The organism is Ruegeria aquimaris (assembly GCF_025751555.1).
GTDB lineage: Bacteria > Pseudomonadota > Alphaproteobacteria > Rhodobacterales > Rhodobacteraceae > Ruegeria_B > Ruegeria_B aquimaris.
Map to the genome: position 1 here is coordinate 243,957 of NZ_JAOWLB010000004.1, position 19,653 is coordinate 263,609.

General features: G+C 68.1%; 9 protein-coding genes. 8 read left to right on the plus strand and 1 reads right to left on the minus strand.

Going from position 1 to position 19,653, the window contains the following annotated elements:
- Nucleotides 1-127 precede the first annotated feature (127 nt).
- Genes OE747_RS08395 through OE747_RS08405 form a run of 3 tightly spaced genes read left to right on the plus strand, consistent with a single transcriptional unit; the run spans nucleotide 128 to nucleotide 4,279 of the window.
- Nucleotides 128-1,204, plus strand: a complete 1,077-nt coding sequence (locus tag OE747_RS08395; protein WP_263828152.1) for a glycosyltransferase family 4 protein — start codon at nucleotides 128-130, stop codon at nucleotides 1,202-1,204.
- On the plus strand, nucleotides 1,201-2,172 hold the full coding sequence (locus OE747_RS08400) for a glycosyltransferase (RefSeq protein WP_263828153.1): 972 nt from the start codon (nucleotides 1,201-1,203) through the stop codon (nucleotides 2,170-2,172). Before OE747_RS08395 ends, OE747_RS08400 begins: the two co-directional genes overlap by 4 nt.
- Before the next feature lie 7 nt (nucleotides 2,173-2,179).
- On the plus strand, nucleotides 2,180-4,279 hold the full coding sequence (locus OE747_RS08405) for an NAD-dependent epimerase/dehydratase family protein (protein WP_263828154.1): 2,100 nt from the start codon (nucleotides 2,180-2,182) through the stop codon (nucleotides 4,277-4,279).
- On the opposite strand, the gene OE747_RS08410 is transcribed toward OE747_RS08405, so the two are convergent.
- Nucleotides 4,280-5,038 carry a WecB/TagA/CpsF family glycosyltransferase gene (locus OE747_RS08410; RefSeq protein ID WP_263828155.1) on the minus strand — a complete coding sequence of 253 codons (759 nt, stop codon included), beginning with the start codon at nucleotides 5,036-5,038 and terminating at the stop codon, nucleotides 4,280-4,282.
- A gap of 184 nt (nucleotides 5,039-5,222) precedes the next feature.
- Between OE747_RS08410 and OE747_RS08415 the strand changes: the two genes are divergently transcribed.
- The 5 genes from OE747_RS08415 to OE747_RS08435 all read left to right on the plus strand — a co-directional run bounded on the left by OE747_RS08415 (nucleotide 5,223) and on the right by OE747_RS08435 (nucleotide 19,652).
- Entirely contained in the window at nucleotides 5,223-6,686 is a 1,464-nt protein-coding gene (locus OE747_RS08415; RefSeq protein ID WP_263828156.1) for a hypothetical protein, read from the plus strand.
- 268 nt (nucleotides 6,687-6,954) lie between these two features.
- Nucleotides 6,955-13,377, plus strand: coding sequence for a type I polyketide synthase (locus tag OE747_RS08420; protein WP_404818304.1), 6,423 nt, complete (start codon nucleotides 6,955-6,957; stop codon nucleotides 13,375-13,377).
- A gap of 4 nt (nucleotides 13,378-13,381) precedes the next feature.
- A complete protein-coding gene (locus OE747_RS08425; RefSeq protein ID WP_263828158.1) occupies nucleotides 13,382-14,389 on the plus strand; it encodes a glycosyltransferase family 2 protein in 1,008 nt (335 codons plus the stop codon).
- Complete coding sequence (locus tag OE747_RS08430; RefSeq protein ID WP_263828159.1) at nucleotides 14,386-18,984, plus strand: MupA/Atu3671 family FMN-dependent luciferase-like monooxygenase; 4,599 nt, start codon at nucleotides 14,386-14,388, stop codon at nucleotides 18,982-18,984. Before OE747_RS08425 ends, OE747_RS08430 begins: the two co-directional genes overlap by 4 nt.
- Nucleotides 18,981-19,652: a 4'-phosphopantetheinyl transferase family protein gene (locus tag OE747_RS08435; protein ID WP_263828160.1), complete on the plus strand. Its 672-nt coding sequence runs from the start codon at nucleotides 18,981-18,983 to the stop codon at nucleotides 19,650-19,652. The genes OE747_RS08430 and OE747_RS08435 overlap by 4 nt, the downstream gene beginning before the upstream one ends.
- Nucleotide 19,653 lies beyond the last annotated feature (1 nt).

The following is a 19,653-nucleotide window of genomic DNA, read 5'->3' on the forward strand; positions in this document are numbered from 1 at the left end:
CCGTCTCAATACTGTCCATCGGGACGGCTAGTCCCCGACCCGCGCCGGAATCCGCGTGCAGTTCTGCTGTCACGTGATAGGACAAAGGCGCCGGAGGGCGCCCGGCAGACCAGAAGGAGAAGACCGCTTGCGCATCACGTTCCTCAGTCCCCGCTCCAATCTTTCGGGCGGATTGCGCGTGATCGCGGTCTATGCCGGGATGTTGCAGGCGCGTGGACACGAGGTGACCATCGTGACCCCGTCGCGGCCCAGGCACGGCCTGCGCCGGAAACTGAGCGCGCTGGCGCGCGGCAAGGCGCCCAATCCGCCCGAACCTGCCGGGCATTTCGAGGATCTGGGCGTGCCGGTTATCGAGGGACGCCGCTCCGACTTCCTGTTCGATGCACAGGACATTCCCGATGGTGACGCGGTGGTGGCGACCTGGTGGGAGACCGCCTTTGCCGCAGCCGCCCTGCCGCCCGAAAAGGGACGCGGGTTCTATTTCGTACAGGGGCACGAGGTGTTCGACTTTCTGCCCTGGCAGATCTCGCGGGCAACCTATTACCTGCCGCTGCGGCAGATCGCGGTGTCGCAATGGCTGTCCCGGACGCTGGCGGATACATATGGGCTGCCCGCCCCGCCGGTGGTGCCCAATGCCATCGACCATGCCACCTTTGCCACGCCGGCGCGCGCCCGCAATGCCAGCCCGGTCGCTGGGTTTGTCTATAGCCAGGGCGCGCTGAAAGGCGCGGGCGAGGCGATCGCGGCGCTGCATCACCTGCGCGCGCGCTATCCTGATCTGGGGATCGTTGTCTTTGGCGCCGAACCGCTGGCCGATGATCATGCCCTGCCCGAGGGGGCCACGTTTTACCTGCGCCCCGCCCAGGCGGAGATTCCGGCGCTTTACGCCCGCTGCGACCTGTGGCTGTGTCCCAGCCATTCCGAAGGTTTCGGCCTGCCGATGCTGGAGGCGATGGCCTCGCGCTGCCCGGTGGTGGGCACCCGTGTCGGCGCCGCCTTTGACCTGATCGAGCCGGGGCAGACCGGGCAGTTGTGCGATGCAGGCGACGTGGATGGTCTGGTGCAAGGGGCAGAGGCGATCCTGGACCTTTCGCCAGAGGATTGGCGCGCCATGTCCGATGCCTGCCATGCCCGCGCGTCGGGCTTTACCTGGGAAACCTCCTGCGACCAGTTCGAGGCCCTGCTGGCCGGAGGCGCGAGATGAGCGCGGCCGTTGACCTGATCCTGATCGGCCGCAATGAAGGCGCGCGGCTGGAACGCGCCCTGCGGTCTGCACAAGGACAGGCGCGGCGGCTGGTCTATGTCGATTCGGGCTCGACCGACGGCAGCGTCGCCGCTGCCCGCGCCGCCGGGGCCACGGTGGTGGAACTGGACATGGCGGTGCCGTTCAGCGCCGCCCGCGCGCGCAACGCCGGGTTCGAGGCGGCGCAGGCCGACGACCCGGCACCCTTTGTCCAGTTCATCGACGGCGATTGCGCATTGGTGCCCGGCTGGCTGGCCGCTGCCGAGGCGCGGCTCAGCCAGGACGAGACGCTTGGCCTTGTCACCGGCTGGCGGGCAGAGATTGCGCCCGAGGCGAGCATCTACAACCGCATCTGTGACCATGAGTGGCGCCGCCCCGCCGGGCCGATCACGGCCTGCGGCGGTGACATGATGGTGCGGGCCGAAGCTTTCCGGCAGGCGGGCGGGTTCAACCCCGCCGTGATCGCCGCCGAAGATGACGATTTCTGCCTGCGGCTGGCCGGGGCCGGATGGGCTCTGGAACGGCTGCCGCTGGAGATGACCCGCCATGACGCCGCGATCACCCGGTTTGGCCAATGGTGGCGGCGGGCGGTGCGGGCCGGGCATGGCTTTGCCCAGGTGGGCGCGCTGCATCCCGGCCATTTCCGGGCCGAGCGGCGCCGGGTGCTGGCCTATGGCCTGATCCTGCCGCTGATCGCCCTGATCGGCGCGGCGCATGGCCCGGTGGTGCCTGTGCTGGTGGCCGCTCTTTATGCCCTGTCCTGGCAGCGCAGCGCCCGTGGCTTGCAGGCCGAGGGCATGGCCCCAGGCGAGGCGCGTGCGCAGGCCGTCTTTCTCACCCTGTCCAAGTTTCCCAACCTGCTGGGCATGGGCAAGTATTGGCTGACCCGGCTGGCCCGGCGCAGCCCCGAAATCATCGAGTATCAGTGAGCCGCTTATGACCCGCACCCCCATTCGCATCGGCCTGATCGGCGCCGGATATATCGCCAGCTGGCACGCGGACGCCCTGCGCGCCGCGCCCGAGGCAACGGTGAGCGCGGTCTGCGACCCCAATCTGGATCTGGCCGAGGGGCTGGCCAATGGCCATGGCGCGCGTGCCTTTGCCAGCGTCGAGGAGATGATCAGTGCCGGGGTCTGCGACGGGGTGCATATCCTGACCCCGCCCGACCTGCATCACCCGCTGGCCCTGCAATGCCTAAAGGCGGGCCTGCATGTGCTGGTGGAAAAGCCCGTGGCGCTGAACGCCGCCCAGACGCAGGAGATCGAGGCGGCGGCGCAGGCCGCGAACCGGCGGTTTCACGCCGGGCACAACTTCCTCGGATTGCCGAGTTACGAGCGGCTGAAGCGCGACATGCGGCGCGGGCGTCTGGGGCGTGTCTCGGGCGCCGAGATCCGCTGGTGTTATCCGTTTGCGCCCTTGCGCTCGGGGCCTTATGGCATCTGGCCGCTGCGCGAGACCCGCAATCTGCTGCTGGAGCTGGGGCCGCATCTGCTGAGCCTAGCGCATGACCTGTTCGGTACGGTCGAGATCCAGCATCTGGAGCTGAGCAAGCCGGTTGCCCTGCCCGGCGCGGGCACCCGCCCGCAGGGCTGGCGCATATTGGCGCGGGCCGGGTCCGTTGACCTGACCTTGACCCTGTCGCTGGTCGAAACGGTCGATGACCGCTCGGTCACGGTGCGCGGGTCTTCGGCCCGCGCCCGGCTGGACCTGGCCGCCGATACGCTGGTGATCGACGCCGAGAACACCGCCGATCTGGTGGCAAACCCGCTCTGGCGGCAAGTGTCGCTGTCGGGCCAGCATCTGGCGCAGGGCGTGGTGAATGCCGCGCGGCAACTCACCTCGCTCAATCGCAAGTCGCCCTATGCGCTGAGTTTCAGCGGGCTGGCGCGCGGCGTCTGGGGGCCGCTGGCGCGCGGCGAGGCGGCCGATCCGCGCTGGTCGGGCGCCTCGGCGGTGGCGGTGATGGCCACGCTCGACGATGTGCTGGCCCGCTGCGACTGGCCGTTGGCGACGGTTCCCGCCGCAACCCGGAAACCGGCACCAAAAGCGATGGTGATCGGCGGCACCGGGTTCATCGGCCGGGCGCTGACCCGCGAACTGGTGGCGCGCGGCACCGATGTCCGCGTCGTCTCGCGCGGGCGACGGGGGCCGTTCGCCGACCTGCCCGACGCGGTGGAAACGGTGTCGCTGTCGCTCAACGACACCGAGGGGCTGACCCGCGCGATGGAGGGGATCGACACGGTCTATAACCTCGCGCGGTCCACCGACAGCAGTTGGGAAGAGTGCCTGAAGAACGACGTCGCCGTGGCCGAGGGGATCGGCCGGGCGGCGCAGGCGGCGGGGGTGCGGCGGCTGGTCTATACCGGCACCATCGCCAGTTTCGACATGTCCGACCCCAAGGGACGGATCACCGACGACACGCCCCTGCCCGACGAGATGGAAGAGCGCAACCTCTATGCCCGGTCCAAGGCGGAATGCGAACACCGGCTGCTGGCGCTGCATCGCCAGCACAGGTTGCCGCTGGTCATTGCCCGGCCCGGTATCGTGGTGGGCGCGGGCGGGCCGCTGCAACATTGGGGCATCGGGCGCTGGCATGGCGCGGGCGCGGTGCGGCTCTGGGGCAACGGGCGCAATCCGCTGCCTTTTGTACTGATCGGCGATTGTGTCGACGGGCTGATCCGCTGTGCCGAGGCCGAGGGGATCGAGGGGCGCAGCTTCAATCTGGTGGGTCCGGCCCTGATGAGCGGGCGGGACTATTTCGATGCCATCCACGATGCCGTGGGCGCGCGGCTGAAGGTCAGTTCCGGCAATCTGCACCTGATGTATGCCGCCGACGCCGTGAAACATCAGTTGAAGTCGCGGGTGCTGCGGCGGAGCGGGCTGACCCGGCCCTCGCGCGCGGACTGGCTGTCCCGGGCGCATCTGACGCCTTTCGACAACAGCCGGGCCATCGCCGAGCTGGGCTGGCATCCCTGCGCCGACCGGGGTGAATTCATCCGGGTGGCAATCACCGAGGCGGGGCTGTTCGGGTTCTGATCAGCGACCGGCGCGGCGCAGGCGGCGCGCGGCGGCGACCTGCCCGGGCAGGATCGCGGCGCAGCGCGCATAGCGGGGCATCAGGCGTCGCGGGCTGCTGAGCATCCGCCAGAGCCATTCCAGCCCCAGCCGCCGCATCCAGCGCGGCGCGCGCACCTGGTGACCGCCGAGAAAGTCGAGCCCCGCCCCGACCGAGGCAAACCCCACGCCGGGCGCCAGATCGCGGCCGCGCAGCGCCAGCATCTCTTGTTTGGGCGCCCCCAGCGCCAGAAAGCACAGGCCGACGCGACGCGCGGCCAGTTCCGACAGGATCGCCGCCGCCGCCTCGCCGCCGGGGTCGAACCCGTATTCCGGCGCATGGGTCCAGACCACGCGGAGGCCCGGCACGCGGGCCTCGAGCACCCGGCGGGCATCGGCCAGCGCCAAATCGGAGCTGCCCACCAGCGCCACCGGAACGGTTTCCTCTGCCGCCAGTTCCGCCAGCGGAAACACCAGATCGGAGCCGGGCAGCAGCTCGACCGGGCGACCGGCCATCCGCGACAGGGCGACGATGGGTCGACCGTCGGCCACCACCAGATCCTGCGCCGCATAGGTGCGGGCAAAGGCGGGGTCATCGGCCAGCTTGACCAGGTGATCGAGGTTGATCGTGGCCAGCGCGAACCCCTCGCCCGCGCGGAACCGCCGCTGCACCTCGTCCATCAGCGCGGCGCGGGTCGGCATGTTGACCGTGATGCGATACGGTCCGAAGTCGAATTCCACCTGACGCCTCTCCTGCTGTTGCGACCTGCTTAGCGGATGCGCGGGCGCGATGCCAAGTCTTGCTGCGAAAGCGTGCCGTTCCTGCCACCGGATCGCCCCATTCCAGCGCTATTCCGGGACATATCCCCGCCAGTCTGTTAGATTTGACCGGCGTTTGCGACCTGACCTGGCCAGACGGAGCCCGATGCCCAACCCAGTCGCCTATATGATGCTGATGCTGTGGCCGCTTGTCTGTGTGGCCTTGTTCGCACGTCTGCCGGTTCGGCAGGCGATCATCTGGGGCATCCTGGGCGGTTATCTGATCCTGCCGCCGGTCGCCGAGTTCGACCTGCCGCTGATCCCGTCGATGAACAAGGATTCCATCGCTTCTGCCGCCACCTTTCTGGGCTGCGTGCTGATCGCGCGGCAAAAGGTGTCGATCTGGTCGCGGGTCTGGCCGGTGCGCCTGTTGCTGCTGGCCTTCGTGCTCTGCGCCATTCCCACGGTGCTGACCAACCGCGAACCGCTGATCTTCGAGGTCATGGCGGGCAGCGAGCCGATCCGGTTCATCACCAATTACGTGCCGGGGTTGGGCCTGCGCGACATACTGTCGATCATGATCGGGCAGGTGATCGTGCTGTTGCCCTTCCTTTTGGGCCGCGCGCATCTGTCCGACGAGGCCGGGCTGCGCGCGATCGTCTTTGCCCTGGCCGCCGCCGGGCTGGTCTATTCCCTGCCATCGCTGTTCGAGATCACCTTTGCCCCGGTGATCAACATCTTTGTCTACGGGTTCTTCCAGCACGATTTCAACCAGATGATCCGCGAGGGCGGGTTCCGGCCCATCGTGTTCCTGCCGCACGGGCTGTGGCTGGCGTTTTTCATGGCCACGGCGCTGATCTCGGCGGCGGCGCTGACGCGGGCATCGCGGGATGAGAGCCGCGTCAGATGGGGGTTGGCAACCGTCTATCTGGCGCTGGTCCTGAACGCCTGCAAGAGCCTTGCCGCGCTGATGTACGGTGTGATGCTGGTGCCTGTGGTGCTGTTCCTGCGGCGCAATACGGCCGTCCGGCTGGCGCTGATCATCGCGCTGCTGGCCATCTCGTACCCCGCGCTGCGCAATCTTGGCCTGATCCCGCTGGATGCGATCCTGGAGAAGGCGGCAAGCGTCAGCGCCGAGCGCGCCCAGTCGCTGGAGTTCCGCTTCACCAACGAGGAACTGCTGCTGGAGCGGGCCCATGCCAAACCCTGGTTCGGCTGGGGCGGCTGGGGCCGGAACCTGGTGTTGGACCCGGAAACCGGCATGATCGTGACCATCCCGGACGGGGCATGGATCATCGTGTTCGGCACCTTTGGCTGGCTGGGATATATTGCGCAGATGGGCCTGTTATCCGCGCCTATCATCATGGCGTCACTGTATTTACGCAAAGCAAAGCCAGAGGAAATCTCAGGCTTTGTGCCGCCCATCGTGCTGATCCTGGCTGCCACGATGACGGATATGCTGCTCAATGCCACGCTGACGCCCTTCACCTGGCTCTGCGCCGGGGCCGTGCTGGGCTATTTCGAGCGTCAGCTCTATCCCGATTGGGACCGGCACCGGCGCAGCCTGTTCGGCGCTGGCCCGGCGATTGGCGGCAAGACCCGCTCCAAGCTTCGGAAAACCGCCATCTGAGATGGCGACCCCGCCCCAAACCGGCCGCAAAAGACCCACAATTGTCCCTAATCCAGTCACAATCTTCTGGAAAAACAGAGTTCGTCACCAAGCGGGAACAGGACACATTCCCGTCGCTTGACGTTTTGTGGCAATATTACGGGGGTTTAGCGAAAATCAGGGAAAACTGATAAAATTGGAACCTTTTCAGGACCGCTCGCCCCTGCCTACGGTGTGCGTGGGTTGGCGGGCTGAACAACGAAACGGATCGTTTGGTCAGACCATGGCAATGAGTACTTCAAAGAGTGATCACGGCGACATTGCTGTCGTCGGAATGTCGGTACATGTTCCCGGCGCCGCTTCGGCGGCCGAATTCTGGGACAATCTCAGCGCCGGAATCGAATCGATCCGGCCGCTGGACGACGCGGCGCTGCTCGCCGCGGGCGAGCGCCCCGACCTGATGGCGGACCCCAATTATGTCCGCGCGGCGGCGCCGCTGGACGGGTTCGACCGGTTCGACGCCGATTTCTTTGGCTTCTCCCCCAAGGAAGCCGCGATTCTGGACCCGCAACACCGTCAGTTCCTGGAGGTCGCCTGGGAGGCGATGGAAAACGCCGGTCATCCTCCGGAATCGGTGTCCGGTCCCATTGGCGTCTATGCCGGTTGCGGCATGGGCAGCTATTTCTATTTCAACATCTGCTCGAACCCCGGCCTGGTCGACGATGTGGGCATGTTCCTGCTGCGCCACACCGGCAACGACAAGGATTTCCTGTCTACCCGCGTCAGCCATGTGTTCGACCTGCACGGGCCGAGCGTGAATATCCAGACCGCCTGTTCCACCTCGCTGGTCGCGATCCACTATGCCTGCAAGGCGCTGCGCGAGGGCGACTGCGACATGGCGCTGGCGGGCGGCTCGACCATCGAATTGCCGCAGGGGCGCGGGTATCTCTACAAGGAAAACGAGATCCTCAGCCCCGATGGCCATTGCCACGCCTTCGACCATCGGGCGCAGGGCACCGTGTTCGGCTCGGGCGCGGGCGTGGTGGCGCTGCGGCGACTCGAGGACGCGCTGGCCGATGGCGACCATATCTGGGCGGTGATCAAGGGCAGCGCCATCAACAACGATGGCGCCGACAAGGCCGGGTATCTGGCGCCTTCGGTGGGCGGTCAGGCGCAGGCGATCAGCGCCGCGCTGACGGCGGCGGATGTGCCAGCCGAGACCATCGGCTATGTCGAGTGCCACGGCACCGGCACCTATCTGGGCGACCCGATCGAGGTGTCGGCCCTGACCCAGGCCTACCGCGAACAGACCGCCGAAAGCGGCTTTTGCCGCATCGGCTCGGTCAAGACGAATATCGGCCATCTCGACACAGCCGCCGGGGTTGCGGGCTTTGCCAAGACCGCACTGGCGCTGCATCACAAACAGATCCCGCCCTCGCTGGGATATGAGGCGCCGAACCCGGCCATCGATTTCGAAACCAGCCCGTTCCGGGTGAACGACAGGCTGACCGACTGGACCTCGCACAAGGGGCCGCGCAGGGGCGCGGTGAACAGCCTTGGCGTGGGCGGCACCAACGCGCATGTCATCCTGGAGGAGGCGCCCGAGCGCGCCGCCTCGGAAGAGAGCGATTTCCCGTTCCAGATCCTGTGCCTGTCGGCCCGGTCGCGCGCCGCGCTCGATGGCAATGCCAAGGCGCTGGCCGGTTGGCTGCGCGCCAATCCGGACGTCAACCTGGCCGATGTGGCCTATACGCTGAAAGAGGGCCGCCGCGGGTTCGAGAAACGCCGCGTGCTGGTGGCCGAAACCGCGCTTGAAGCCGCCGACCTGCTGGACCAGGGCGATCCGCGGCGGGTGTTCAGCCATGACGCGCTGGGAGCCGGGGCCGATGTCGTGTTCATGTTCCCCGGTGGCGGGGCGCAATATGCGGGCATGGCGCGCGACCTTTACGAGGTGGAACCGGTCTTTGCCGAGTGGATGGACCGGGGGCTGGAGCATCTGCAAAAGAGCCTCGATTACGATATCCGCGCCATCTGGCTGCCCGAAGGCGATACCGCCGAGGCCAATGCCCGGCTGCAACAGCCCTCGGTGCAATTGCCGCTGATCATGATCGTGGAATATGCGCTGGCACAGCTCTGGCTGAGCTGGGGCGTGCGGCCTGCCGCGCTGGTCGGCCATTCCATGGGCGAGAACACCGCCGCCTGTCTGGCCGGTGTGATCGGGTTCGAGGATTGCATCGACCTGGTGCTGCTGCGCGGGCGGCTGTTTGACACCGTGGCGCCGGGCGGCATGTTGTCGATCTCGCTGCCGCTCGATGAGGTGCAGGCGCTGATCGGCGAGGATCTGGACATCGCCAGCGTCAACGCCCCGCGCCTGACCGCCGTCAGTGGCCCGCAAGCGGCGCTGGACCGGCTGGCGGAGGTCTTGAAGGCCCGCGAGGTCGAGTATCAGCGCATTCAGATCGACATTGCCGCGCATTCGCGGATGCTGGAGCCGATCCTGAAGGAATACGGCGATTTCCTGCGCGGTCTCACCCTGAGCGCGCCGCAAATCCCGATCCAGTCGAACCGCACCGGCGCGGTGCTGACCGAGGCGGAGGCCACCGACCCCGACTACTGGGTCTCGCAGTTGCGCAACACGGTGCATTTCGCCGATTGCATCGACGCGCTGTCCGAGGGTCGCGACCGGGTGTTCCTCGAAGTCGGTCCCGGCAAGGCGCTGAGCTCGCTGGCGCAGATGTCGCCCACGGTGTCGCCTGGTCAGGTGCTGAGCAGCCTGCGCCACCCCGATCAGGACATCGCCGATGATGCCTATTTCATGGGGGTGATCGGGCGGCTCTGGGCCTGCGGGGTCGAGGCCGACTGGCCGCAGATCTGGGGCGAGGCAAAGCGTCACCGGCTGCCGCTGCCGACCTATGCCTTCCAGCGCAGCCGCTATTTCATCGAACCGGGCACCCAGCGGGCGGAAGAACCGCGCGCGGTTCTGACCCGCAGCGAGGACATGGCCGAATGGGGCTGGCGCCCGGTCTGGCGGCCGCGTCTGGCCGAATGCGATATCGACGTCGAGACCGAACTGGACCGCACCGAACCGCTGAACTGGCTGATCTTCCTTGATGCCGGAGGGCTGGCCGCCAAGGCGGCCGACCGGCTGGAGGAGGGCGGGCACTGGGTGGCGCGGGTCAGTTCCAGCGACAGCTATGTCAAACATTCCGACACAAGGTTCGAGCTGGCCCCGGAACAGGGGCGCATGGGCTATGACCTGATGCTGCGCGATCTCGCGGCGCAGGGGCGCCTGCCCGACCGGATCGGCCATTTCTGGCTGGTGACCGAGGGCGAAAGCTTTCGCCCCGGATCCAGCTTTCATGACCGCAACATGGAGCACGGGTTCTTCAGCCTCACCTGGCTGGCGCAGGCGCTGGGGCAGGTCGAACTGCCCGGCCCGGTGCATATCACCGCCTTCACCACCGGCGCGGCACAGGTGCGCGCCGAGGCGCTGCCCTATCCGGCCAAGGCGACCATCGCCGGGCCGCTGGGCGTGCTGCCGCACGAGATGCCGGGGATCACCTGTGCCTCGGTCGATATCGAGCTGCCCGCCCGCCTGCGCCCGCCGCTGCTGGCGCGGCTGCGCGGTGCCGCGCCCGAGCAGGACGAGGACCTGACCCCGCGCCTGCTGGAGGAACTGCTGGCCGAACCGGGCAATACAATCGCCGCATGGCGCGACGACAAGCGGTTCGGCCGCAGCTATCGCCCGGCGCCGTTGACGGATGAGGCGCCCGCCTTCGGCGAAGGCGGCACTTATCTGATCACCGGCGGTTTTGGCGGGATCGGCCTGACCGTGGCCCGTCACCTGATGCAGACCCATGGGGCCAACGTGATCTTGTTGGGGCGCGAGGAGCTGCCCGCCGACCGCGCCCGATGGCTGGCCACACACAGCCCTGCCGACAAGACCAGCCGCCGTATCCGCGCGCTGGAAGAGCTGGAGGCGCTGGACAACGGCCAGATCACGGCGATTGCCGCCGATGTCTGCAATATCGGCCAGATGCGCGCCGCGCTCGATGCCGCGCAGGACCGGTTCGGCGCGCTGACCGGGGTCATTCACGCCGCCGGTCATATCGAGGACGGGCCGGTGCTGGCCAAGACCGAGGCCGAAATGGACCGAGTACTGGCGCCCAAGATGACGGGTCTCCGGGTGCTGGACGAGCTGTTCCCCGACGGCGTGCTGGAACTGATGGTGCTCTTTGCCTCCTCTTCGACGGCAAGCCGTCCGGCGGGCCAGATCGACTATGTCGCGGCCAACGAGTATCTCAACGCCTTTGCCAGCAGCCGCAGCGGGTCCAAGACCCGCGTCGTGGCGGTGAACTGGGGCGTCTGGGCCGATGTCGGCATGGCCGCCGACGCGCGGGCCGCGCGGCTCGGCGGCGATCCTGCCGAGGCCCGCACCCCAACCGACCAGCCGCTGTTGCAGGAGGCCGGATTCGACGAGGCCGGCAACCGCCTGTTCGTGTCGCGGCTGAGCGCCGAGCACTGGGTTTTCGACGAACACCGCACCGCCGCAGGTGATGCGCTGCTGCCCGGAACCGGCTATGTCGAACTGGCGGCCGAAGCCCTGCGGGCGCAGGGCGTCAGCCATCCGTTCGACATCCGAGACCTCTATTTCTTCCGCCCGTTGCGGGTCAACGGCGCCCCGCGCGAAGTCATCGTGCGGCTGGACCCCACCGCCGAAGGCTATGCCTTCAGCGTGCACAGCGCGCTGCCCGGCGGCGGGTATGCGCAGAACGCCCAGGCGATGCTGGTGCTCGACCCCGAGGCGCGGGCCGGAACGCTCGATCTGGCCGCGATTGCCGCGCGCTGCCCGCAGGCGGCGACCGCGCCCATGGGCGCGGTGCTGCATACCCCGCAGGAGGCGCATCTGAAATTCGGCCCGCGCTGGCAGGTGCTGCGCGCCACCGCGCGGGGCGAGGACGAGGGGCTGGCCCGCCTGTCCCTGCCCGAGGAATACCGCCGCGATCTGGACCAGGGGTACCAGATGCACCCCGGCCTTCTGGATCTGGCCACCGGCTGGGCCATCGAGCTGGCACGCGGCTATCAGGGCCGCGCGCTCTGGGTGCCGGTGTCTTATCGCTCGCTGCGGGTCTTTGCGCCGCTGCCCGCCGATATCCGCAGCTGGATGCGCCCGACGCCGGGCGCCACGCCGATCGACGGTTTTGCCTCGTTCGACATCACCCTGACCGATCCATCGGGGCGGGTGCTGGTCGATATCGCCGGATTCCAGATGCAGCGTACCAGCGGCACCATCGACCTGAGCGAACCGGCAAAACCCGATGCCGACGCGGCAGCGTTGGGGCTGGAACCCGCCCGCAAGGCGGCCGCCCTTTCGCCCGAGGAGCAGCGCCTGCACCGCAACATCGCGCAAGGTATCCGCGCCAGCGAAGGTGCCGGGGCGCTGAGCCGGGCGCTGAACAGCGGCCTGTCTCAGGTGGTGGTTACCTCGCTCGACCTGCCGCGCCTGATCGCCGAGGCCGATCAGGTCTCGGCCCCCGCCGAGGCGGGGCAGAGCTTTGAACGGCCGCAGCTCGATACCGAGTATGTGGCGCCGCAGACCGAGACCGAAAAGACGCTGGCGGGTTTCTTTGAGACCCTGCTGGGCGTGTCGCAGGTGGGCACCCAAGACAGTTTCTTCGATCTGGGCGGCCATTCGCTGATCGCCGTGCGGCTGTTTGCACAGATCAACCGCGCGTTCAACGTGGAGTTCCCGATCTCGGTCCTGTTCGAGGCCCCCAGCGTCACCAGCATCGCCGAGAAGATCGACGCCCGCGTCGGCCGGTCGGCCGCCCTGTCCGGCGACGGGTCCGAACCCGTGGCCGAGGAGAGCGGCTTTGTCCATGTCGTGCCCCTGCATGACGTGGGTCCGGGCGGAGACACGCCCTTCTTCGTGGTGGCGGGCATGTTCGGCAACGTGCTGAACCTGCGCCATCTGGCACTGATGCTGGGGCGCGACCGGTCGGTCTATGGCCTCCAGGCGCGCGGGTTGGTCGGCGACGAGGCCCCGCATGATACGATCGAGGCGGCGGCCGCCGACTACATCGCCGAGATGCGGCAGGTACAGCCGCACGGGCCCTACCTGCTGGGCGGCTTTTCCGGTGGCGGCATCACCGCCTACGAAATCGCCCGCCAGCTCGAAGCCGCCGGCGACGAGGTCGCGCTGCTGGCAATGCTGGATACGCCGCTGCCGGTGCGCCCGCCGCTGGGACGCCGTGACCGCGCCATCATCAAGCTGCGCCAGCTCGGCGAACGTGGCCCGCGCTACCTTCTGGACTGGGCCCGTACCCGGCTTGCCTGGGAGGTGAGCCGTCGGCGTGCGCCGGTGAAGGATGCGGGCGGGTCGGCGTTCAACAATGCCCGGATCGAAGCCGCCTTCCGCGGTTCGATCGCGCGCTATCGGCCGCGCCCTTGGGACGGGCGGCTCTTGATGTTCCGCCCGCCGCTGGACCGGCGTTGGAAAGTCACCGGCGGCAACTGGGTCAGCAGCGCGCGCGAATACGTGTTCGACGACAACGACTGGGGCAGGTTTGCCCGCAACATCGAGGTCATCGAGGTGCCCGGCGATCATGACAGCATGGTTCTGGTGCCGAATGTCTCGGTTCTGACGGAACACTTGCGCAAGCGACTGCATGAGACCGACGAGGTCCAGCCGTTGGGCAAGGCCGCGGAGTAGGCGCATGACCGAACCGACCGTCCTCACGGTTATCCTCAACTACCGCACCCCGGACCTGACGGTCCGGGCCTGCGAGGCGGCCCTGCGCGAGATGCAGGACCTGCCCGGAGAGGTGATCGTCGTGGACAATGCCTCTGACGACGGGTCGGTGGAACGGTTGCAACAGGAGGCCGCAGCGCGCGGTTGGGACCGGGATGGCAGGCTCCGCATTGTGGAAAGCGGCCGCAACGGCGGCTTCGGCGCGGGCATGAATTTTGGCATGCGGGCCGGGCTTTCGGATGGGTCGGCGCCCGATTTCTACTATCTTCTGAATTCCGACGCCTGGCCCGATCCGGGCTGCATCCTGAAGCTGCGCGATTTCCTGGTCGCGACTCCCAAGGCGGGGTTTGCCGCCAGCGCGGTGCGCGGCGAAGACCACGACCCGCATCAAACCGCGTTCCGGTTTCCGACGGCGGCGGGGGAGTTCGAGGCCGCCGCCCGCACCGGCCCCATATCTCGCCTGCTGCGCAACCGGATCGTGCCCATGCCGCTGCCCCGGAGCCGCATCCGGGTGGACTGGGCCTCGGGCGCGAGCCTGATGATCCGGCGCGAGGTGATCGAGGCCACCGGCGGGTTCGACGAAACCTTCTTTCTCTATTTCGAGGAAACCGACCTCTGCCGCCGCGCCGCTTTGGTCGGCTGGGAGACCTGGTACCTGCCGGATGCGGGCGTGATCCATATCGGATCGGCCAGCACCGGGATGCGGCGCTGGAACCGCATGCCGCAATACTGGTTCGATTCCCGACTGCACTATTTTCTCAAGAACCACGGCCGGGCCTATACGGTCTGGACCACCCTGGCCTTGATCGCGGGCACCCTTCTCTGGCGGTTGCGCCAATTGATCCGCCCCAAACCAAGTTCCGATCCGGACGGTTTCCTGACCGACCTGATCGCCCATGCCGCGCGTCGCGCGCTGGGCCGCACATTTGCGGCCCCGGCGCCCGCCGCCGCTCTTCCGGAGGACAGCAGATGAGTTTGACCCATGTCGTGATCGGTAACGAGTCCCTGCTGATCGGATGCAGCGAAATGCTGCTCGACCGCGGGCACCGGATTGCCGCCGTGATCTCCGCCGATGACGAGATCCGAAACTGGGCCCGGAGCAAGGGCCTGCCGCAGGGCGCGCGGGTCGCCGATCTGGCCGAAATCGCTCCGGGGGGCTTCGACTGGCTCTTGTCCATCGCCAATCTCTCGGTCATTCCGGATGCGGTGCTGGCCCTGCCCGCCAAAGGCGCGGTGAATTTCCACGACGGGCCGCTGCCGCGCTATGCCGGGCTCAATGCCCCGGCCTGGGCGCTGATGGCGGGCGAGACCAGTTATGGCGTGACCTGGCACCTGATCGAGGGCGGCATCGACGAGGGCGACATCCTGGCCCAGCAGATGTTCGACATCGACCCGGACGAGACCGCGTTCTCGCTGAACTCGAAATGCTACGGCGCGGCGCTCGACAGTTTCGCGCGGGTGGCCGACCAGCTGGAACAGGGGCTGGAAAGGCAGGCGCAGGACCTGAGCCAGCGCAGCTATTTCGGACGCGATGACCGGCCAGCCGCCGCCGGGCGGCTGGATTTCACCAAACCCGCCGCGGCGCTGGCCGCGCTGGTGCGCGCGCTTGATTTCGGCGATTATGCCAACCCGCTGACCTGCGCCAAGATCGCGGTCGCGGAACAGGTTCTGGCGGTATCCTCGGCCCGCGCCGAGGGTCGCTCGGGCGCGCTGCCGGGCACGGTACAAGCGGTGTCCACCGATACCCTGACCGTGGCGACGGGCGAGGGCGATCTGGTGCTTGGCGGGCTGCGCGGGCTGGACGGAGCGCCGGTTGACCTGACACAGATGGCCAAGCCGGGCGACCGGCTCGCTTCACCTTCCGCCGCCGAGGCGCAGGCGCTCGCCGCCGCGCTGACGGCGGCGCTGCCCGCCGAACGGCACTGGCGCAAGCGGCTTGCCGGGCTGCGCCCGCTGCCGGTGCCGCTGGCGGGGGCCGGCCCTGCCGGACCGGTTGCCGCCCACCGCATCTCGGTGCCGCATGGGCTGGGCGAGGACCGGCTGGCTGCCGCGGCGCTGATCTGGGCGCTGCGCAGCAGCGGCGAAGAGTTCGGCGATATCGCCCTGACCACCGGCGCCATAACCAAGGCTGCTGCCGGTGGCTATCTGGCGGGCTGGGTACCGCTGCGCCTGACCGAGGGCGCATCGGTTGCAGAGACGCTGAAGCTTACCGCCGAAGGATTGGCGGGCGCGCGCAGCAAAGGTGCGCAGCCCGCCGACCTGCCGCTGCGCGACCCGCGCATCGGCCGCTACCCGGTGCCGCCGGTGGCGCTGGCGGTGGACGGCGGGGCACCGGTTCCCGGTGCGATTCTTACCCTGTTGATCGAGCAGGGCACCGCGACGCTGCATGCCGACACCACCCGGCTCGACCCCAAGGCGGTCGAGATCCTGGCCCGGCGCCTGGAAACCGTGATGTATGCGCTGACCCGCGCCGGCGACCTGGACAAGGTGGCGGATCTGACCGTCCTGCCCGCCTCCGAACGCTCGACCATGCTGAGCGACTGGAACCGCACCGCACGCGACTATGACCGCACCCTGACCGTGCATCAGGCGTTCGAGGCGCAAGCCCTGCGCACGCCCGAGGCAACAGCGCTGGTGTTCGAGGGCCAGAGCCTGACCTATGCCGCGCTCGACGCCCGTGCCAACGCTGTCGCCGCCCGGCTGCGCGACCTGGGTGTCGCGCCCGGCAGCCATGTGGGGGTCTATCTGGACCGCTCGCCCGAGTTGCTGATCGCCGCACTTGGCGTGCTCAAGGCGGGCGGCGCCTATGTGCCGCTGGACCCGGCCTATCCGGCCGACCGCATCGCGCACTACGTCAGCGACAGCCGCGCGGCGGTGATCGTGACAAGTGGCGCGCGCAAATCCAGCCTGCCCGCGACCGATGCCCATGTTCTCGACCTCGGCAAGCTGGCGGAGGCGCGCGCGGAACCCGTCGATGGCGGCGCCACCGCCGATGACCTGGCCTATGTGATCTATACTTCGGGTTCGACCGGCACGCCCAAGGGGGTGATGGTCGAACACCGCAACGTGGTGAACTTCTTCACCGGGATGGACGACCGCATCGACCATGCCAATGGCGGTGTCTGGCTGGCGGTCACCTCGCTCAGCTTCGACATCTCGGTGCTGGAGCTGTTCTGGACGCTGGCGCGCGGCTTCAAGGTGGTGCTGAGTTCGGACGAGAACCGCGCCGAAGTGTCGAAAGGCCCGATCGCGGTCAGCGACCGGCCGATCGACTTCAACCTGATGTATTGGGGCAATGACGACGGGCCGGGGCCGAAGAAATACGAACTGCTGCTCGAAGGCGCGAAATTCGCCGATGCACACGGGTTCAACGCGGTCTGGACGCCGGAACGCCATTTCCACGCCTTTGGCGGCCCCTATCCGAACCCCTCCGTTACTGGCGCGGCGGTGGCCGCGGTGACGAAAAATCTCAGCGTGCGCGCAGGCTCCTGCGTCGCTCCGCTGCACCATCCCGCCCGCATCGCCGAGGAATGGGCGGTGATCGACAACCTGACCGGCGGGCGCGCGGCGCTTGGCATCGCCTCGGGCTGGCAGCCTGACGATTTCATCCTGCGCCCGGAAAACACCCCGCCCCGCAACAAGCCCGCCATGTTCGAGACCATCGAAACCCTGCGCAGGCTCTGGCGCGGCGAGGCGGTGGAGTTTCCCAAGGCCGATGGCAGCATGCATTCGGTCGTCACCCAGCCGCGCCCGGTATCGAAGGAACTGCCGCTCTGGGTCACCACGGCGGGCAACCCGGAAACCTGGCGCGAGGCCGGGTCCATCGGCGCCAACGTCCTGACCCACCTTCTGGGCCAGAGCATCGACGAGGTGGCCGACAAGATCCGCATCTATCACGCCGCCCTGCGCGAGGCGGGCCATGACCCGGCCGATTTCAAGGTGACGCTGATGCTGCACACCTATCTGGCCGATACCCGTGATGAGGCCGCACGTGTCGCGCGCGAACCGATGAAGGACTACCTGCGGTCGGCCGCCGGGCTGATCAAGCAATATGCCTGGGCCTTCCCCGCCTTCAAGAAACCCAAGGGCGTGACCAACGCCTTTGAAATGGACCTGGGCGTGCTCAGCGGCGACGAGCTGGAGGCGATCCTCGATTTCGCCTTTGAGCGGTATTTCGAGGATTCAGGGTTGTTCGGAACCATCAGCGACGCCGTGGCCCGCGTCGAACAGCTCAAGCGCATCGGCGTGGATGAGGTCGCCTGCCTCATCGATTATGGCATTGATCCCGCCGTGGTGCTGGAGGGACTGAAACCGCTGGCCGAGGTTCTGAGGCGGGTGCGCGCGCCCAGCGCGCTGGCCGAGGATGATTTCTCGCTTGCCGCGCAGATCGTGCGCCACGGCGTGACGCATATGCAATGCACGCCGTCGATGGCGCGGATGATCGCCATGAATGACGAGGCGCGCATGGCACTTGGCCGGGTGAAGCACCTGCTGCTTGGGGGCGAGGCGCTGCCCGGCGATCTGGTCGAGGATCTGCGCGAGGCGACCGGCGCCCGCATCCTCAACATGTACGGGCCGACCGAGACCACGATCTGGTCCACCTGCGAGGCGGTCGCGCCTGCCGCCTCGGGCACGGTGAATGTCGGCACACCCATCGCCAATACCGCCGTCTATGTGCTGGACGCGGGCGGTCAGCCCTGCCCGATCGGTGTGCCGGGCGAGCTGTGCATCGGCGGCGAGGGCGTGACGCGCGGCTATTGGCAGCGCTGCGACCTGACCGAGGAGCGGTTCCCGCGCGACCCGTTCGCGGCCGAGGCCGGGCTGACCGTGACCGCCGCGCCGCAGATGTACCGCACCGGCGATCTGGTGCGCTGGCGCGCCGACGGGCGGCTCGACTTCCTTGGCCGCACCGACCATCAGGTCAAGATCCGCGGCCAGCGGATCGAGCTGGGCGAGATCGAGGCGGCGATGGCGGCCTATCCCGGCGTCACCGGCGCGGTGGTGATCGCCCGCGAGATGGGCGGCGATACAAGGCTGGTGGGCTATGTCACCACCGGCGGGCCGGTGTCGGATGCCGCGCTGCGTACGCATCTGGCCGCGCGCCTGACCGAAGTGATGGTACCCGCCCATATCGTGACGCTCGACGCCTTTCCACTGACGCCGAACAAGAAGATCGACCGCAAGGCGCTGCCGGAACCGGTGCCGCCGCGCAAGGAGCAGGCGGCGCCCGCGGAGCCACCGAGCGGAGCCGAGGCGCAGATCGCCGCGATCTGGTCGCGGATCCTGGGCGTGGGCGACATCCGGCCGTCGGACAACTTCTTTACCCTTGGCGGGCATTCCCTGCTGGCGGTACAGGCGCATCGCGAGATCCGAGCGGCGCTGAACGTGCCGACCCTGCCGATCACCGACATCTTCCGCTTTCCGACGCTTAAGGGGTTGGCCGCGCATCTGTCGCAGGGCGCCGCTCCTGCGGAACCGGCGCAGCCGGTGGTGGACACCGCCGAGCGGGCCGACACCATGTCGCGGCGGCGCGCGATGCGCGCCAACCGGCAGGAACGGGTCAGGTGAGCGGACCGGGCCCAACCGAGGCGTTGCTGCTCGCCTCGCCTCTGCTGGGCCGGGGGGCCGGCATTGCGGCGGCCGATCCTGCACGCGACTACGAGGTCTATGCCGAGGAACTGGCCGCGATCCCCGGCGCGGTGGACAAGCGCCGCCGGGAATTCGCGGCCGGGCGGATGGCCACCCGGCTCGCCCTGCGCGAGTTGGGCGCGCCCGCCATGGCGGTGCCGATGGGGGCCGACCGCGCCCCGATCTGGCCGCCGGGCCTGTTGGGGACGATCACCCATACAGGCTCCGCCTGCCTTGCCGCCGTTGCCTGGGAAGGTGATCTGCGGCTGCTCGCTCTGGACCTCGAAGAGGACAGCCCGCTGGACCCCGACCTGATGCCCACGATCTGCACCCCGGCCGAGACCGCCTGGCTGGCCGGGCAGGACAACCCCGGCCATTGGGCCAAGCTGATCTTTTCGGCCAAGGAATGCGCCTACAAGGCGCAGTACCGCATCAGCCGGACGCTGTTCGGCTTTGACACGCTGCACATCACGCTGGATACCGCGAACGGAGGGTTCGCCGCCACATTCCAGTCCGATGTGCCCGGGTTTCGGCAGGGCCACATGCTGCGCGGGCGCTTTGCCACCGGATATGGGCTGATTGTCACAGCAATCGCCGAGACCGCGTGAA

What these genes read in the sequence shown, in the direction of transcription:
- OE747_RS08415 (WP_263828156.1), top strand. Translation starts at nt 5,223, where the DNA reads ATGCCCAACCCAGTCGCCTATATGATGCTGATGCTGTGGCCGCTTGTC.
- OE747_RS08405 (WP_263828154.1), top strand. Translation starts at nt 2,180, where the DNA reads ATGACCCGCACCCCCATTCGCATCGGCCTGATCGGCGCCGGATATATC.
- OE747_RS08425 (WP_263828158.1), top strand. Translation starts at nt 13,382, where the DNA reads ATGACCGAACCGACCGTCCTCACGGTTATCCTCAACTACCGCACCCCG.
- OE747_RS08420 (WP_404818304.1), top strand. Translation starts at nt 6,955, where the DNA reads ATGAGTACTTCAAAGAGTGATCACGGCGACATTGCTGTCGTCGGAATG.
- OE747_RS08430 (WP_263828159.1), top strand. Translation starts at nt 14,386, where the DNA reads ATGAGTTTGACCCATGTCGTGATCGGTAACGAGTCCCTGCTGATCGGA.
- OE747_RS08400 (WP_263828153.1), top strand. Translation starts at nt 1,201, where the DNA reads ATGAGCGCGGCCGTTGACCTGATCCTGATCGGCCGCAATGAAGGCGCG.